We start from the raw sequence: 15,713 nt of genomic DNA, 5'->3' as shown, positions 1-15,713 counted from the left end.
GGTTGATTTTAGATTTTTTTTCACATTTTAAAAGCAAATTTTATACAGTTGAAATAACTCCCCAGGTTTCTTTTTAACAATCTTTGCTCCCGTAGATTTTATCGTTTTTTCCCAATCTTCTAACGATTCTAAAAAAACTTCTGTTCCCAAATAAGTTTCTAAAATCGCCCAATCTTCGGCTAAGGGTGCTTCCGGGTTTAAGACATCAAAAACAAATTCTCCAGTCGGTTTCAGGACTCGTTTCACCTCAGCGAGAACCTCCGCCCAATATTCAAGAGGATAATAACAACTAAACCCCGTTGCGATCGCCAAATCAAACTGATCCGCCTCATATTCTAAATGATGAGCGGCTCCCAATTTAACCCCTTTAAACAGTTTAGAATTTAACTGCGGCCCCCGTGCATTTAAAGCATCTATTGCCACTGTACTAATATCTTGACCATAAAACAACGCATTCCAATCTCGCCAAGGATAAATCAAAAAACTCACCCCACAACCGATATCTAAACAATGCTGATTTTTCTGAATTTTAGCCAATTCCCAAAAGGGAGAAGTCATTTTAGCCTGTAGCGTTCCGGCGATGCGATCGCGAAAAATCGGTAACATTTCAACTTCTTCTGGAAGTTCAAAAGCCTCACCTTGATATTCCCGGTTAAAGCGATAGGAAACGGCATTGATGAGATTGTGCCATTGATCTGAAAGATAAGCCGAAGAACTCGAAGTCAAAGATTGAGAAGAACGATCAGATTTTTTAGACATTGTTATTTATTTTTGAGGCATTTTTTAACCAAGGCTGGAATTTTAGAAGGACGATCAGCCAAAGGAATTTTAGCTTGTTTAAATGCAGAAATTTTGCTATCAATTGTGGGAGGACACATGGTTTGAGCAATCAGTTTAGAGGTTGCCAAAGTACAAGAATGACCCATTGCTTGACTGTTCGGTAAATGAAGTCCAGCGATATAAGCAATCACAGGCTTATCAATCGTTTCGGCAATATAGGAAGCCGCTTCTTCCTCACCATGACCACTCACTTCTCCCACCAAAACAATCACGTCTGTTTGATCATCTTCATCCAAAATTTGCAACCAGGGAATGAAAGAAGAACCGATCATCAAATCACTGCCAATACTGATGCCAATTGACTGTCCCAGCTTGGCTTGAGTCAGTTGAAAAGCAATTTCATAAGTCAGACGGCTACCGCGACCAATTAACCCAATCGAACCGGGAGTATAAAACTCGCCGGGATGAACCCCCCATAACAGTTTATTCGGTATAATAATCCCGGCACAATTGGGGCCTATCACAATCGTTTCCGCAACTTCTGCTTTGCGAATTAGACGCACCATATCGAGAGGCGGCATACCTTTGGTGATAATCAGCAGTTGACGCACACCCGCTTCAATAGCTTCTAAAGCCGCATCTAATACTTGATAAGGGTTTACCCAAATGATACTGGTTTCCACCGGGCCGACCTTAACTTGTGCTTGTTCAACCAAATCAAAAATCGGAATGTCCTGGAGATAGCCTCCACCTTGACTCGGGCTGACACAAGCAACAATATTCGTACCATAAGCCTTCATATTGAGAACTGCATGGATCAAAGCTTGAGAAGCTGCATTCCCCTGAATTAAAACTTTACTGTCTGGCGTCAAATTCATAGTTATTCGTTTAACTCGTACACCCTAAACTGATACACCAATAGGAAATCTACTGTAACCGTTGACGCAATCTGCTGAGAACGGACAGTTGATTGAACTGCATGGGATGCAAGATTTCTCTATTCTAATCCTTCGCCATTCTCCAAGTTGCGATCGCGAGTCCAATCAGACCCCAAACCCCCCAGGATTACTTCGCCAAAGAAACCGCTAACTTCACCGCTTCATCCAAACTTTCCGTCACTTGAACCGGGAGTTGCGTTAACTGATCTTGGATCTCCCGAGAAGGGTTAACCGTTAACCGCAAAACAAACTGAGGTACATCACCGATCTGAACTTTTCGGGTGAGATAATTGGCAATTTCTGAAACCGTTTTCTCAGCCGTGACAAAGTGACTGAGAAGATTAACCAGAACGACTTTCACCTTCTTAGACTGACTCACCAACTCTAAACCCTGGTAAAGACGATCTCGCCAATTGTCCGTCAGTTCAGTATAATCCTCGGCCTGCAAATCGAGGAAATGAGCCAGTTTTCCTTTCTCTTGAACAATCAGATCGACCGTTGCCATCGTCAGATCCACCCCATTGCATAAAAGGCCAATATTACCTTCAGCTTCCATCCATTTCAGTTGGGGTTGCAACATTCGATCAAACTCACAGGGAAAAGCAAAAGAAGGGATATCTTGTCCTGTGACTTGAGGAAGAAGATGATGATTTTCAATCAAAGCCGCTAAGTCCTCATGGCGTCCAAGAGCATTGTCATTCAAGATCACTTTGCCATCGAGAGCCATAACTTCACCACTGGGGCTAATCCCGAGTGGATTGATCTCCACCAGATCTAAATCCTTCTGTACAAACAGATGATACATCTTTTCAATGATGTTACTCACCGCCAAGATCAAGTCTTGCTGTAATCCCATTTTAACGCTCAAATGACGAGCATAGAACGGCGAAAACTCCCGCTCAACAACGACTTTCTGAACTTCTGAGATCGATTCTTCCACTTCTACTCCGCCTTTACTCGATCCCAACAGAATCGGACGGCGGCTAACGGGATCTAAAGTCACCGCTAGATAAAACTCTTGATCGGCATTATATTTTCCTTCAGCCAGAAGAACTTGGGGATATTCATCCCGAATGGGTAGATTAAAAATAGCATTAGCGGCGGCAACAGCATCAATTGTATTTTCCACAAACCGAATTCCTCCAGCTTTGCCCCGCCCTCCTGAACGCACCTGAGACTTGAGGACGACTGGATAGGGAATTCTCAATCCCTTGAGATCTTGAGCGCGATCAATGCGTTGTGAGGGCAAAACTGGAATGTTCATCTCACGAAATAAAGCTTTGGCTTGATACTCTAGCAAATCCATAGCTGTTCACCCTTGAATGGCAGATTGAGTTGAATATCCATCCTAGCAACACCGTCGTAAACGACGGGGCTTGCATCCCGCTTTTTTTCGGTCAACCCACTGAAATTGACTGGCACGCTCCTGTGTCGGTACTTCTGAGTCTAGCGGATTCAAAACGAAGACTACCGTGATTTAAGCTTCTGGGATTTAGGTTTGGGGGGTTCCTGACATTCCTTGATGAACTGTTTTTACCCACTTCAAACGCTTCGGACGGACAGAGATGCGGATCGCGGTACTGCCGATGACGATAAACCAATGCAACATATAAAGAGTTCCGCGTATGCTTTGCAACCCCGCCATCAACCAGGTCATTAAAGATTGATTTGGGGATTGAGAGGTTGGGGAAGCCATCTTTTCCGGGTTGTGGATGCGACGCAACCCCATAAACATTCCCAAAACCGACAGCGTGATCGCCATCAACGACAAGGGGCTGGTAATGGGCAAACGACGCAACAGCGCTGCCATGATCAAATCCGGTACGGCGGCGGTGGGGACTAGATATTGCATGACTAAAAACCCGAATAAATCTAGAGTTTTGCCAGTCCCGAGGCGATTACTCAACAAAGGTTTCCAATAATCGAGATAGCGTTGATAGCCGCCTTCAGCCCAACGGTTGCGTTGATGCCATAATCCGATTGCTCCTGTTACCCCTTCTTCGTAGACCGGCGGTGAGGCTAAAAATTCGATATCCCAATCGTTAAGATGGAGTCGAATCGTCAAATCGAGATCATCTGTGATGGTTTCTTCGTTCCAACCGCCACAGCTTTCAATCGCGCTCCGTCGAACAAACTGACCATTTCCCCGCAATTCTCCAATTCCGCCGAGAGCGATTCGTTGCTCTTGAAAAAAGGCATCCAGTGCCATTTCTGCGGCTTGGCAATGAGTCCAAAAGTTGAGTGAGGCGTTGGAGATCGCTTTTCGCATTTGTACCGCACCAATGCGATCTTCGTCAAACAGAGGAATGACTTTCCGCAATAAATCCGAGGAAACTTGAGCATCCGCATCAAATACCCCGAGCATTTCACCTTGGGTTAAGGGTAAAACTTGATTGAGCGCCCCCGATTTTCCGCCCCCGCCATTGCGACGATGCAGAACTTTGAGGTGATCGAACTTTTCTGCAAGCTGATCTAACACCCGAGGCGTGTTATCGGTGCTTTGATCATCAATCACCCAAACTTCGTAGGCATCGGAGGGATAATCTAGAGTACATAAATTCTCAACTAAATTGCGAATCACGGATTCTTCATTTTTCGCCGCCACCAGCAAAGAGACAAAAGGCCAATAGTCGCGATCAGATGCTAAAGTTTGATTTGATTCACCCTGGGGTTGCTTCAACAGAATACGCAACGCATGAATCGAAAGCAATCCCGTTAAACCGAGAATCAACCACGATCCCCAAGAAACCAGATGTAGGGTGATTGTTCCTCCCCAAATCATACTGAGAACCACAGCCGCCTTTCGACGTCGCCCCTGATAGATTAGGGGTGAAATTGCCATCGGTTCAACTGGATGTTCAGATAACAAGTCAGAATCAACTTGCTGATCGGCTTCTACGGTGTTGCACTCTGGTTGATAATCATGGCGATCGCCGTAAGAATGGTTTTGATTAGATGAATTGGTTTGTGTTGATGTCAATCGTCTCATGTCTGCGTTCAGCTTGTTGCTTAATCGTTTTTCAGGCCAAGACTTTTTGGGCATGGATAATCTAATTTCACCCTCAATACTGATCTAAAATCAAAGAACTCGACACTCGATCTGATTTGTCAGTTTTCCCCGGGTGTTTGCATTCAGGTACTCTCCGCACTCAGCCCAATCAGAAAGCAGCGCATCAAGTGTTTCAAGCTGTTGCGGCGTAACTTCCCATTGGCAAGATCTTGTGAGAACTTCAGGCATTTTCAAAGCGTGAGTTTACAGCTCTGATTATACCGTCGTCTTGAGCGTTTTTCGGGGCATTGAACCTGTGAACCCGCCTGGCATTTCTCAGGAATGCTCATTTTCTACACACTCTAGTATCTAACATTGTTGTCTTCTGTGTGTCGGTGGCGATCGCGCCGAGATCGCTGTTAAGCGATGGCAGGAAGTCCAATGTCAGCTAAATTGGAAATGATCGGTCTTTGCAGGAAATCTAAGAATGTCACACTCCGCCACAGTCATCAGTCAACTTAAGCCCGCCGACAAGCGAGAAGTGATTGTCTATCAGCCTTATTACGATGAGAAGAGTCGTAGATATTTACCCCTGTCGATTAGTCTCTACAAAGAAAAAAGTTTGGAAGGCGCTCGTAAAATTGATAGCGGTGAGGATATTCCGTTTGTTGCGACTTGGACTGTTTCTTCTCTTCCGGCTGATTTAACTCGCTGTCGGGTGCAGTTTGATGGCAATGCGGATCTCAGTTATGAAGTCACGATGTCGAATTATGAATTTATTCGCTATCTGATCGAAGTGCTTCAGAATTTTAGCCGCAATCGCACGATAGATTTCTCTCAAGAGTTCTACAAGCGGCTACTCCACTATCTCGATTAATCTCCGTTAACAACTGCTAAAAACTTGATTGGCTGTTCTCGAAACCCTAAAAAACCCGTATCTTATCTAACAGTTGTTCAAGTCGTTGGTGTATCATAATCGCAGTTATACGATCGCATAATCCTTCTTTTTTAAAGTTTACAGGGTTAGGTTGATTGAACAACGTCACATCGGGTAATGGTCATGTTGGGCATTGCCATTAGACACATTCAACGCATAGAGGAGTCGGTTACGTGGCTAAGTCCGCCAAGTCCCTTTTAATCGGTTCAACACAGCCTTTCAGTGGTAAATCGGCAATTGCACTGGGGCTAGCCCGTCAGTTGCGAACGCATCATAATATTCAAGTTGCTTATGGTAAGCCCCTGGGAACAGAAATCGGTAATGCCGCAGAACCTTTCGATGCTGATGTTCAGTTCGTCGCGACTACTTTAGAACTGTCGGCTTCCCAGGTGGGTTCACCTGTCGTCGTCCTTACAGACAACACCATCCAGGCTCAGTTACAAGCCGAACAGGCGGCAGATTCTCGTCAGCCTCTAGCTTCTTATTTACAGGGGTTACAGGGTGATTTAATTTTGTTAGAAGGGCCGGGAACTTTAAACCAAGGTCGTTTATTTGATCTGTCTTTATCGCAGATGGCCCAAGAACTCGATGCCCCCGTGATGCTCGTTGAACGCTTGCAGTCTTTAAACGCGATTGATGACTTCCTTGCTGCTCAAGCCCAATTGGGCGATCACCTGATGGGAGTTTTGATCAATGATCTGCCTGCCGAGCGTCTAGAAATCATGACGAATTTGATTCAGCCGTTTCTACAGCGCTCAGGCATTCCCCTACTGGGGATTATACCCCGAAATGCCCTGTTACGCAGTGTGGCGGTTGAAGAACTCGTAAAACAACTGAACGCTCAAGTGCTTTGCGGGGGCGCTCATTTGAATGTCATGGTTGAAAGTCTCACGGTTGGAGCGATGAATGTCAGTGCGGCGATGAAATACTTTGATCGCGCCAGGAATATGGCTGTCGTTACTGGGGGCGATCGCACCGATATTCAGCTTGCTGCCCTGGAAAAATCAACCCATTGTTTGATTTTAACCGGACAAATCACTCCCGATCCGATGGTTTTGACTCGGGCTGATGATCTTGAAGTCCCGGTTTTATCCGTTGATCTCGATACCCTGACGACGGTAGAAATTATCGATCGCACCTTTGGTCAAGTTCGTGTCCATGAACCCAGTAAGGTTGAGTGTATCACCCAACTGATGGCTGAACATTTCGATCTCGATGGCTTTATGAAACGTTTGGGTTTAGAAGCCCCTATTCCTTCTAATCTCTAAGTTCAACATCAGTTGATCGCTTGATCCGCCCCCTGAACCTTGGGGGCTTTTCAGTTTACAGTGACCAGTTACCAGTTACCAGTGAACAGTGACCAGTGACCAGTTACCAGTGAACAGTGACCAGTGAAGACAGTTTACAGTTATCAGTGACCAGTTACCAGTGAAGACAGTTATCAGTTAACAGTTTCTCCCCTGCTTCCCCTGCTCCCCCCTTGCCTTTTCCCTCTTGCCTAACTAATTTGCTGTAGCTTAAGTTACAAAATTTGAAGTTTTCCCAAAGGAACCCTACCTGCTTGAGAGAGAAAGGTTATACTGAAAGTAATGAACCAGCACAATAAAAAAATTAAAACTGTCCAAAATGAACAAACACTCCAAGAACAGCAGCCAATTGGCTCAAACCCATCGTGCCAATATTCAGAAACGTTTAGAACACCGTCTGGAAATTGCCAGAGCCAAAGGCGATCAGAACTTAGTACGACTCCTCGAAGCAGAGAAAGAACAATTACTTTGACAACAGCAGGCGGGTTAGCTTAAAACCCGCTTTAATGTTTTTTCAATACGCTTATCGACCGCCAACCACAACCTCTTTCATCCGAACGTGTGGCCCCCCTACACTGACAGGGAGAGGCATTTGACCGCTTTTCCCACAGCCGCCATTAGAGTAGCTTAAATCATTGCCGATCGCTTCAATATCCTTGAGGGTTTGAAAGACATTTCCTGTTAAAGTAACATCGCTGACAGGTTCAGCAATCTGACCATTCCGAATCATATAACCTTCTGCCGCCGCAAAGGTAAACATTTCGCCATTGGTCTGACCGCCTAACATTCGCACCGCATAAACCCCTTCATCAATATCAGAAATCATCTCATCAAACGAGCGATCGCCTGCTTCTATCGCAGTATTTGTCATGCGGACAATGGGCGGATAGGTGGCATTCAAAGCGCGAGCATTTCCGGTGGGAGCTTCTTTGAGTTTACCTGCGGTTTCCCGATTATGCAAGCGTTGAGTTAAAATCCCATTTTGAATTAAATATTTACGTTGGGCGGGAACACCTTCATCATCATATAATATTGAACCGGGTAAGTCGGGAATGGTGGCATCATCAATCACATTAAGCTGTTCAATTGCCATCGGTTTACCCAGTTCTAATAACTCCTGCATTCGAGGATTTTCATAAACAAAATCGGCTTCTGAGAGATGACCAAAGGCTTCGTGAATGAACACTCCCGCTAAATAAGGATCGAGAACGACTGTATATTGACCCCCTTTCACAGACTGGGCTTCTAACTGACGAATGGCTCGTTCTGCTGCACTTTGAACGCGATCTTCAATGCCGATTAAAGCGTTATAATCAGAGCGAGAATTAATGGTTTCAAAGCCTTGTCTGACCGTACCATTATTTGTGGCGATCGCACCAAACCGACCATTCACATCCAGACGTTCTTGCGTGATACAACTGCCTTGAGAATTGACAAAATAGGTGATGCTAAAGCTATCACTATAACTCACGGCTGTCGTTTGAATACGGGAATCAAAATCTAACAGAAGTTTGTTATAATTTTCGATGAGTTGACGTTTTTCTTGCAGAGAAATTCCGCGCGGATCGCAGCCTAATTTAACCGATACTTTATCCTGAATGGCTTCAATTTCCGCCAGTTGAGTGGTTTCGTGTCCGACTAAATAAGCTTGAGAAATGGCTTCGGTAATGCGATCGTCAAGTTCAGATAACCCATTAAACGTGACAAAACTCCAACCGCCTTTATGACAAGCGCGAATACCTCCGGCTAGGGAAAAACTACGGTTCACGGCGTCTAAACGAGAACCCCGAAAGGAAATAGATGTGCTTTCGCTTTGTTGGAGGCGAATTTCCAGATAGTCTACGCGATCGCTGTGGGTTTTGATACGATCAAGCAATTGGGTTTCAATAGCAGTATTCACCTGTTTTAGTCCTTGCAAAAGTGTTACATCCTTTACGATAGCGCGTTAGGTTCAGAAACAGTAGGATTGATCGGTTTAACTTTAACGTTAATTATCTAACCCACCCTTGGATTGAATTTTATGAACAGTTTCTAGAAACTCAAGAACGTTATCTACAAGAAACCGTCAACCACTAGAACAAATTTAAATTAATATCGCAAAAGTTGTCAAGGCATAATCTAAGATAGAGTGAGTCCTTCCTATCTTTTAGGTTAACACAAATCTAACGGCAATAAACTCTTTACTTTGTTGATCTTATTAGTCTTGAGTTTTATTCTCGAAAGGTTTACCTGTTAATTTTTCTACAATGGAACGCCCAATATAAGTTGAAAAAATCTCTTCTCCTTTGGCATTGTAGTGACAACAATTGTCTTTGTAAACGGGTTCTGAAATCTGATCAAAAATATTCACTGCATTAAAAATATTAACATTATTCGCTTTCAATTCATCAATTCGCTCTAATAACAAAGGATAGCCAATCGTCACCCCTTTTTTGTAGGGACTCACCTCATTTAAAGCAATTTTCTTTTCAGCTTCACTAAATTTTCGGTTAGTTTGCCAATATTGATTGGGTTGAAAAAAGTGAAAATAGGGAATGTTATTAGCGGCTGCGACTTGGTGCATTAAAAGCGATGTTTTCACCCAATAATCAGCCACCTGTTCAAAAAACACAGCATCCGGTAAAACCTCATCCTGATTATAAAAGAAAACGACACTTTCTTGATCATCATCTAGGGGTCTATTTCTGTATCTTTCAAACTTTTGCAAGTTTTCTCGATAGTTTTTCACTAAAGTTTCAACATAAACCGACATCACCGCATTACAGGAGGCGAGTTGACAGTCTTGCAGTCTTTCTAACCCATCCCCTAACTCTTCTTTATTTTCCTTGATTTCTAATAATGTTTTTAAGGCTTTATCAGATAAACTATTATTAGCAAGTCCGGTTAAAGGTTCAATATGAGCGGGACTTGGCATGGCTAAATCAAGCTGACGTTCATTGTTAAGATTAGACAGTGCAACTTCGTTAAAACCGTCAATATTAATAATTAAATCAAACTTTTGACCCCTTGCTAACATATAGTTTAAAATCAACAACTGTTGAGGTTGTTTGTATCCACCAACGGCAAAGGATAAAATAATAACTTCCTTATCTTTATAGCCTGGCATTTGCCGAATTGCTTGCTCTAACAGGTTATTTTTTACTTCAAAAATGGTGTAGTTAGAAGCCACCGAACCTCCAAACACTCCCACAATAATTTGATTCTCATTGGTTTTTTCAAAAGGATAATCGTAAGGCGTAATAAACCCATAATTATTATACTTAAAACCCGGTCTAAAATCGGGGCCAGGTTTCTGCACAAAGCCAAAAAAAGGATGTAAACGTTCAACAATCGATTCAGCCCTGACTCGCACACCTTCTAAATTAATTCCCAAATCTTGATAATCTTCTGATTTTTCACGAGTATAAAAAAACTGTTTATTTTTGATAAAATAAAAGGCTAAAGAACCCAATTCAAGAAATATAAATAAAATCACGAGGTTAATCAGTGTTAACTTGAGTCCTTCTTTGATGAGTTTTAAATTCAATTTATTCATTGTTTATCCTTTGTTTTTTAGGGAACGGTTAGAGAGGTGAAAACTTAGTTGAGGTTGTTTGAAGAATTAAAAGTTTCTATAATTGATTGAGCAACATAGTCAGTTAGGATATCCTGTCCGAGTTGGTTATAGTGACAACAACTATCTCGATAAACGGTTTCTGAAGTCTGATCTAATATTTTAGCAGCATTCAAAAGATTAATACCATCTTTTTGCATCTGTTCACCTTTTGAAATTAACAGAAGATAACCCTTTTCAGCCGCTTGGCGATAGGGACTATCTCGCATTATTCGCTGTTCTTCCAACGAAAAAACGCGCTGAGTTGGGTAATGTTGATTGGGTTGAATCACATGAAAATAGGGAATCTGACGCATTGAAAGTAAATGATACATCATCAAGGAAGATTCAAACCAGTTATTCACAACTTGGTTCATGGCGACTGTATCTTCTATAACTTCCGACTGTTTAGATAATGCAATTAAGCTTTGTTCGGAATGAGTCGTTATTGATTGTTTCTTGATTTGTTCTTGATCAAAAACTGTAACTTGTTGTTGGTATTGTTGTGATAAAAATTTTAGTTTTAAGAAATTTATCGCATAACACCAAGCCAGTTTACATTGATTTAACTGTTCATGTGCGTTGGCTAACTTCTGTTTGGTTCTCAGCATTTCTCCCATTGATATAATAGCAGATAAATCAGCATTAACTAAACTCACTAACGGTTGAAAATGTTGAAAACTGGGCATTGAAAAATCCAGTTTAGCTTGATTATTTAAAGGAGATAATGCTATTTCATTAAAACCGTCTAGATTAATCACCAGATCAAACTGTTGACCCAGTGATAAAAAATAACTTAAAATTAAAAGTTGCTGGGGTTGTTTGTATCCCCCATTAGAAAAATTTAAAACAATAATTTCTTTATCCTGAAACTGTGGTAGAGATTTTAACTTTTGAATTAACGTTCGAGGATGAGAAGGATCAATTGTTTCATTCACACTAAAATCACTCGCCACTGAACCGCCAAAAATCCCGATAATAAATTGATTGGAATCCGTTTTGATATAAGGATAATCATAAGGGGAGAAAAAGCCATAATTATTAACCTTTAAACCCGATAGTTCATGGTTATACACACCGGGTTTAAGAACATAACCAAAAAAGGGATGAAAGCGAATTAATATTGAGTTTTCGGGAGAGTTTTCTGAATAATATTCTGTTGGGGTTAGAGTATTTTTATGATATATCATTCGCTTTTCAGTCATCCAGACAAACAAAAAGAATATCACTTCGGTAGCAATTCCTAATAAAATGAGATTCACTAAACTAACCGTTAACCCAGGTTGAATTTTTTTCAAAAAGGCTTGTATTTTCATATAAAATCATGGTTTTTTATTTTGTTTTTTTAGCGACTGCGGAGATGTGATTCCTTGACAAATTTGATCAGCCATTAATTCAGCCGCTACTCGATTTCCTTCTCGGTTCCAATGACCTTCACAGGGGTACGCATTCTCAAACCCATGTAAACACTCACCTGTTTCTTCTGCTACTTTTTGCAGAGGTTCCGCTAATCTAAACACGGTAAATCCTTCTCGTTCACCTAATGCTTGAATGCGTTTATCCGGGTAAAATAAATCTTGAATATTATGCTTTTCCATGAACTCTTCGCGTTTTTTGGGCTTGGGATGAACTTGATAGGAATCACTCACGGTAAATACCATAAAATCAACCCCTTTTGCTTTCACTTCATCCTGAATTAATGTAATCAAACCTTCGGTAATATTCCACGCTTCCTCCCATTTTTGATTGGGAGGTTTTTTATAGAAATTAATATTTGTTTGTTCATAGTCTTGTTCAAACTGACGACGTTTTGCTGTCGCTTCCGCTTGACGAACGAGTTGTAAAATCAGGGAGTTTTCTAACAACCAACGGGGTAAATAATCAACCCTAGTCGTAGCATAATAATCCCGTTCAAGTTGGGTCATCTCTTTAAAAGAATCATCAATCACCCATTCTCCATTTTCTAGGGTAAAATAAGGACGAAAATGATCATGTTCTAGGGGTTTATAATTATTGCGGATATCATTTCCAGGATAAAACCCTAACAATACTAAATCGGGGGAAAATTGCCAAACATGATGGCGTAATGTCATCAATTCTTGGGCGGTACCATAACCCTGAACTCCAAAATTTAAAACCTCAACAGTTTTCCCTTTTAACGCCGAACATTCGGCTAATTTTTGTTCCATAATCGCCGCAGCCGTATATTCTAAAGGAACATGAATCGCCTCAACAAATGAATCGCCTAAAAATGCAATTCGATAGGTATTTTCGGGCTTATTAACACTTCGTTCTTTATCTCGCATTCCGCTACTATTCATCTGAACCCCGGTTCTCTCCCCTTCCCCCGCCCAAACTGTCACCGCATTCGCCCGAGGCGCCCAACCGCGATAGGGATCGTCAACTCGATAAGCGAGGGTTTCTGACTCAGGATCAGGCGGTAATGGCGCCTCAATTCCCGCCAAACGTAAACCGATTTCACCAACAAAAATCCCAAAGATTAAACTCCCACAAACTAAGCCTAAATTAACGAGAAAGGGTTGCAGTTGTTTGTTCATTTTTTCACCTGTTGACATAACTGATTAGCGATTAATTTTCCTGCAAATTCATGTCCGTCGGGGTTCCAATGTCCCGCACAAGGAACTGCTGTTTCAAACCCATGTAAACAGACTTGATTTTGTTCAGAATAGGTTTGAAAAGGTTCGGCTAAATTTAACACGGGAAAACCTTGATTATTACCTAGTGTTTGCAGTCGTTTTTCAGGATAAGATAAATCTTCAATTTGATAATTATTCATAAAGGATTGACGAAAAGCTGGATTAGGGTGAACTTGGATCGGATCGGCAATGGTTACGAGTAGGAATTCTGCATTGTTTTGGTTGACTTCCTGATTCATCATTGTGATTAAATCTTCAGTAACTTTCCAGGCTTCTTGCCAAACTGGATCGGTAGGTTCTCGAAAGTTTTTAGCAGTGAGTTTGTTTAAATGTAGAAGTAAATTTTTCTGCTTTAAATCTCGTTCTGCTTTTTTAGCAACTTGTAAAATTCTCGAATGATTCACTAACCACATTGGAAGCCGATCAACAGTTGTAATCCAATAGCGATCGCTATGTTCAAGCGATAAATTTCTAAAGGAATAATCGGGTACTAATTCCCCATCTTTGTAAACAAAAAAGGGTCGATAATGATTGCTTTCGAGTCCCGGTGAATTATCAATAATATCATTGCCAATAAAAAAGGAAAGAATCACAATATCGGGGTTATAATCCCAGACCTTTTCACGCAACATTAACAACTCTTGGGCGGTACCGTAACCATCCACCCCAAAATTCATCACCTCGACTGTTTTTCCCTTAAGCCCTTGACAAGATTTTAATTCATTTTCTATCACGGACCAATAGGTTTGTTTAACATCGACTTGAACAGCTAACGTAAAAGAATCCCCTAAAACCGCAATTCTTACCGCATCTTTTGCTTTGGTTTTTGGGTGAATATTATCTCGCAATCCTTCAATATTAATCTCAATATAAGCTTTCCCTTCTTGTTCCCAAATTCCTGAAGCCCCTGGTCGATTAACCCAACCCAAATCAGGATGAGACATGGTATAAAAAGAAGGTGAAAAATTACCATGACCCGGTTGAGGTAGCTTTTTTAAGCCCTCAATTCCCGCTAAACGCAAACCTATTTCCCCAATGAATACGCCAAACAAAACACTTCCCAGTGTTAAACCTAGATTCAATATCCAAGCCTTGCGTTTACCCATTTACTGTACCTGTTTATAAAATAGAATCAGGCTTAACTTGCTTACACATTATTTTTGATCGCATATTTAATTATAAATAAGGAGAGACATTCCCTCTAAAACAATGTAGCCAAAAACCCGGTAACTCCTACGAAACCGGGTTTCTCAGGTTAACGTCCATTCTACAGGAATGTCAAATTTTCTGATAGCTTCCGTCCAATTTGTTCAGATTTAGAACAACGTGTAAATAAACGGCGCGATCGCAGAACCTTGAGACAAAACAATCAACGCCCCCAACAAAACCAAAGTAATAATCAGAGGCAATAACCAATACTTTTTGCGTTCTTTCATAAACGCCCATAAGTCTTTTAAAAAGTCTAATGTTGCTTCAAACATCAGAAAGGACGCTCCATACTTTCACGATTTCTAGCTTGACTTCCAACGCGATAAGTTGAAAGATTTGGGTTGAGTTCCCGTTGCATCGCATCACTACCGAAAATTCGTTTGATCAATGCCATCGGTGTCATCATAACGTAAAAAATGACCCCGAGAATAATCCTTGTATTAATCCAGCCTAACACCAGACCAACGCGCATCCAACCGTGATAAATCGGATCAAGGGTACCCGGAATAATCAGCGCCCAAACCGCCAAAATTGACCCCAAAATCCAAGGCCAAAGCGGGGGTGGCCAGTGCCGAAATATTAAAGGAAGAACGAACCCAAACAACCCCGCACAAATGGCGCCTGTTGTTAGTCCGAACTCTCGTAAACCTTTTTTATCAAGCTTGGGAATATCGTGATCCATTGTTTGTTTATTGAGTGTAAAAAACTAAACTGATATGATTTCCTTTCCCTCTCTTTTATCCCCCCTAGCCCCCCTTCAAAAGGGGGGAACAGAAAGCCGGGGTTGTGTTTCAAGTCCCCCTTTCTAAGGGGGATTTAGGGGGATCGTACACTTTTCTAAGGGGGATTTAGGGGGATCGTACACTTTTCTAAGGGGGATTTAGGAGGATTCCAAGTCCCCCTTTCTAAGGGGGATTTAGGGGGATCGTACACTTTTCTAAGGGGGATTTAGGAGGATTCCAAGTCCCCCTTTCTAAGGGGGATTTAGGGGGATTCCAAGTCCCCCTTTCTAAGGGGGATTTAGGGGGATCGTACACTTTTCTAAGGGGGATTTAGGGGGATCGTACACTTTTCTAAGGGGGATTTAGGGGGATTCCAAGTACACTTTTCTAAGGGGGATTTAGGGGGATCGTACACTTTTCTATGGGGGATTTAGGGGGATTGCAAGTCCCCTTTTCTATGTGGGATTTAGGGGGATCGTACACTTTTCTATGTGGGATTGAGGGAGATTGCAAGTACGCTTTTCTATGTGGGATTTAGGTGGCTTACAAGTCCACTTTTCTAAGGGGGATTTAGGGGGATTC

At 41.9% G+C, this 15,713-nt stretch carries 14 protein-coding genes; 3 read left to right on the top strand and 11 right to left on the bottom strand.

The genetic code is table 11. The annotated features are described in order from the left end of the window. Positions 1–27 precede the first annotated feature (27 nt). The 4 genes from VB836_RS25945 to VB836_RS25930 form a co-directional block, all read right to left on the bottom strand. Positions 28–759 (bottom strand): class I SAM-dependent methyltransferase, encoded by a 732-nt coding sequence (locus VB836_RS25945; protein WP_046280330.1) that lies wholly within the window; start codon positions 757–759, stop codon positions 28–30. A 2-nt stretch (positions 760–761) separates the two neighbouring features. Beyond that, positions 762–1,658, bottom strand: coding sequence for a succinate--CoA ligase subunit alpha (locus tag VB836_RS25940; RefSeq protein WP_323223864.1), 897 nt, complete (start codon positions 1,656–1,658; stop codon positions 762–764). 187 nt (positions 1,659–1,845) lie between these two features. Then, the gene (locus VB836_RS25935) at positions 1,846–3,024 is read right to left on the bottom strand and encodes an ATP-grasp domain-containing protein (RefSeq protein ID WP_323223862.1); all 1,179 of its coding nucleotides are present in this window, start codon (positions 3,022–3,024) and stop codon (positions 1,846–1,848) included. Positions 3,025–3,210: 186 nt separating this feature from the next. Next, positions 3,211–4,707 (bottom strand): glycosyltransferase, encoded by a 1,497-nt coding sequence (locus tag VB836_RS25930; protein ID WP_323223860.1) that lies wholly within the window; start codon positions 4,705–4,707, stop codon positions 3,211–3,213. A 487-nt stretch (positions 4,708–5,194) separates the two neighbouring features. Here VB836_RS25930 and ebsA point away from each other — a divergent pair, with 487 nt between their 5' ends. The 3 genes from ebsA (at position 5,195) to pirA (ending at position 7,423) form a co-directional block, all read left to right on the top strand. Continuing rightward, the gene (gene ebsA, locus VB836_RS25925) at positions 5,195–5,584 is read left to right on the top strand and encodes a type IV pilus biogenesis protein EbsA (RefSeq protein WP_046280334.1); all 390 of its coding nucleotides are present in this window, start codon (positions 5,195–5,197) and stop codon (positions 5,582–5,584) included. A gap of 233 nt (positions 5,585–5,817) precedes the next feature. Continuing rightward, positions 5,818–6,912, top strand: coding sequence for a phosphotransacetylase family protein (locus VB836_RS25920; protein ID WP_323223858.1), 1,095 nt, complete (start codon positions 5,818–5,820; stop codon positions 6,910–6,912). 358 nt (positions 6,913–7,270) lie between these two features. Further along, on the top strand, positions 7,271–7,423 hold the full coding sequence (pirA, locus tag VB836_RS25915) for an arginine synthesis PII-interacting regulator PirA (RefSeq protein WP_323223856.1): 153 nt from the start codon (positions 7,271–7,273) through the stop codon (positions 7,421–7,423). A gap of 51 nt (positions 7,424–7,474) precedes the next feature. Here pirA and VB836_RS25910 read toward each other — a convergent pair whose 3' ends face one another. The 7 genes from VB836_RS25910 to VB836_RS25880 all read right to left on the bottom strand — a co-directional run bounded on the left by VB836_RS25910 (position 7,475) and on the right by VB836_RS25880 (position 15,091). After that, the gene (locus tag VB836_RS25910; protein WP_407659769.1) at positions 7,475–8,851 is read right to left on the bottom strand and encodes a TldD/PmbA family protein; all 1,377 of its coding nucleotides are present in this window, start codon (positions 8,849–8,851) and stop codon (positions 7,475–7,477) included. A 297-nt stretch (positions 8,852–9,148) separates the two neighbouring features. Further along, complete coding sequence (locus VB836_RS25905; RefSeq protein WP_046280336.1) at positions 9,149–10,486, bottom strand: hypothetical protein; 1,338 nt, start codon at positions 10,484–10,486, stop codon at positions 9,149–9,151. A 44-nt stretch (positions 10,487–10,530) separates the two neighbouring features. Next, positions 10,531–11,859 carry a hypothetical protein gene (locus tag VB836_RS25900; protein ID WP_046280337.1) on the bottom strand — a complete coding sequence of 443 codons (1,329 nt, stop codon included), beginning with the start codon at positions 11,857–11,859 and terminating at the stop codon, positions 10,531–10,533. Positions 11,860–11,865: 6 nt separating this feature from the next. Beyond that, positions 11,866–13,101, bottom strand: a complete 1,236-nt coding sequence (locus tag VB836_RS25895) for an SGNH/GDSL hydrolase family protein (RefSeq protein ID WP_323223854.1) — start codon at positions 13,099–13,101, stop codon at positions 11,866–11,868. Next, a complete protein-coding gene (locus VB836_RS25890) occupies positions 13,098–14,306 on the bottom strand; it encodes an SGNH/GDSL hydrolase family protein (protein WP_323223852.1) in 1,209 nt (402 codons plus the stop codon). Before VB836_RS25890 ends, VB836_RS25895 begins: the two co-directional genes overlap by 4 nt. A 210-nt stretch (positions 14,307–14,516) precedes the next feature. After that, entirely contained in the window at positions 14,517–14,681 is a 165-nt protein-coding gene (locus VB836_RS25885) for a DUF5989 family protein (protein WP_009782541.1), read from the bottom strand. Beyond that, positions 14,681–15,091: an SxtJ family membrane protein gene (locus VB836_RS25880; RefSeq protein WP_323223849.1), complete on the bottom strand. Its 411-nt coding sequence runs from the start codon at positions 15,089–15,091 to the stop codon at positions 14,681–14,683. The genes VB836_RS25885 and VB836_RS25880 overlap by 1 nt, the downstream gene beginning before the upstream one ends. Between the last annotated feature and the right edge of the window lie 622 nt (positions 15,092–15,713).

Source organism: Limnoraphis robusta BA-68 BA1, from assembly GCF_034932365.1.
GTDB lineage: Bacteria > Cyanobacteriota > Cyanobacteriia > Cyanobacteriales > Microcoleaceae > Capilliphycus > Capilliphycus robustus.
This window is presented reverse-complemented; position numbering and strand designations above follow the sequence as displayed.

Coding starts and splice junctions, on each gene's coding strand:
- pirA (WP_323223856.1), top strand. CDS start 7,271: ATGAACAAACACTCCAAGAACAGCAGCCAATTGGCTCAAACCCATCGT.
- VB836_RS25900 (WP_046280337.1), bottom strand. CDS start 11,859: ATGAAAATACAAGCCTTTTTGAAAAAAATTCAACCTGGGTTAACGGTT.
- VB836_RS25905 (WP_046280336.1), bottom strand. CDS start 10,486: ATGAATAAATTGAATTTAAAACTCATCAAAGAAGGACTCAAGTTAACA.
- VB836_RS25945 (WP_046280330.1), bottom strand. CDS start 759: ATGTCTAAAAAATCTGATCGTTCTTCTCAATCTTTGACTTCGAGTTCT.
- VB836_RS25935 (WP_323223862.1), bottom strand. CDS start 3,024: ATGGATTTGCTAGAGTATCAAGCCAAAGCTTTATTTCGTGAGATGAAC.
- VB836_RS25930 (WP_323223860.1), bottom strand. CDS start 4,707: ATGAGACGATTGACATCAACACAAACCAATTCATCTAATCAAAACCAT.
- VB836_RS25880 (WP_323223849.1), bottom strand. CDS start 15,091: ATGGATCACGATATTCCCAAGCTTGATAAAAAAGGTTTACGAGAGTTC.
- ebsA (WP_046280334.1), top strand. CDS start 5,195: ATGTCACACTCCGCCACAGTCATCAGTCAACTTAAGCCCGCCGACAAG.
- VB836_RS25940 (WP_323223864.1), bottom strand. CDS start 1,658: ATGAATTTGACGCCAGACAGTAAAGTTTTAATTCAGGGGAATGCAGCT.
- VB836_RS25895 (WP_323223854.1), bottom strand. CDS start 13,101: ATGAACAAACAACTGCAACCCTTTCTCGTTAATTTAGGCTTAGTTTGT.
- VB836_RS25885 (WP_009782541.1), bottom strand. CDS start 14,681: ATGTTTGAAGCAACATTAGACTTTTTAAAAGACTTATGGGCGTTTATG.
- VB836_RS25890 (WP_323223852.1), bottom strand. CDS start 14,306: ATGGGTAAACGCAAGGCTTGGATATTGAATCTAGGTTTAACACTGGGA.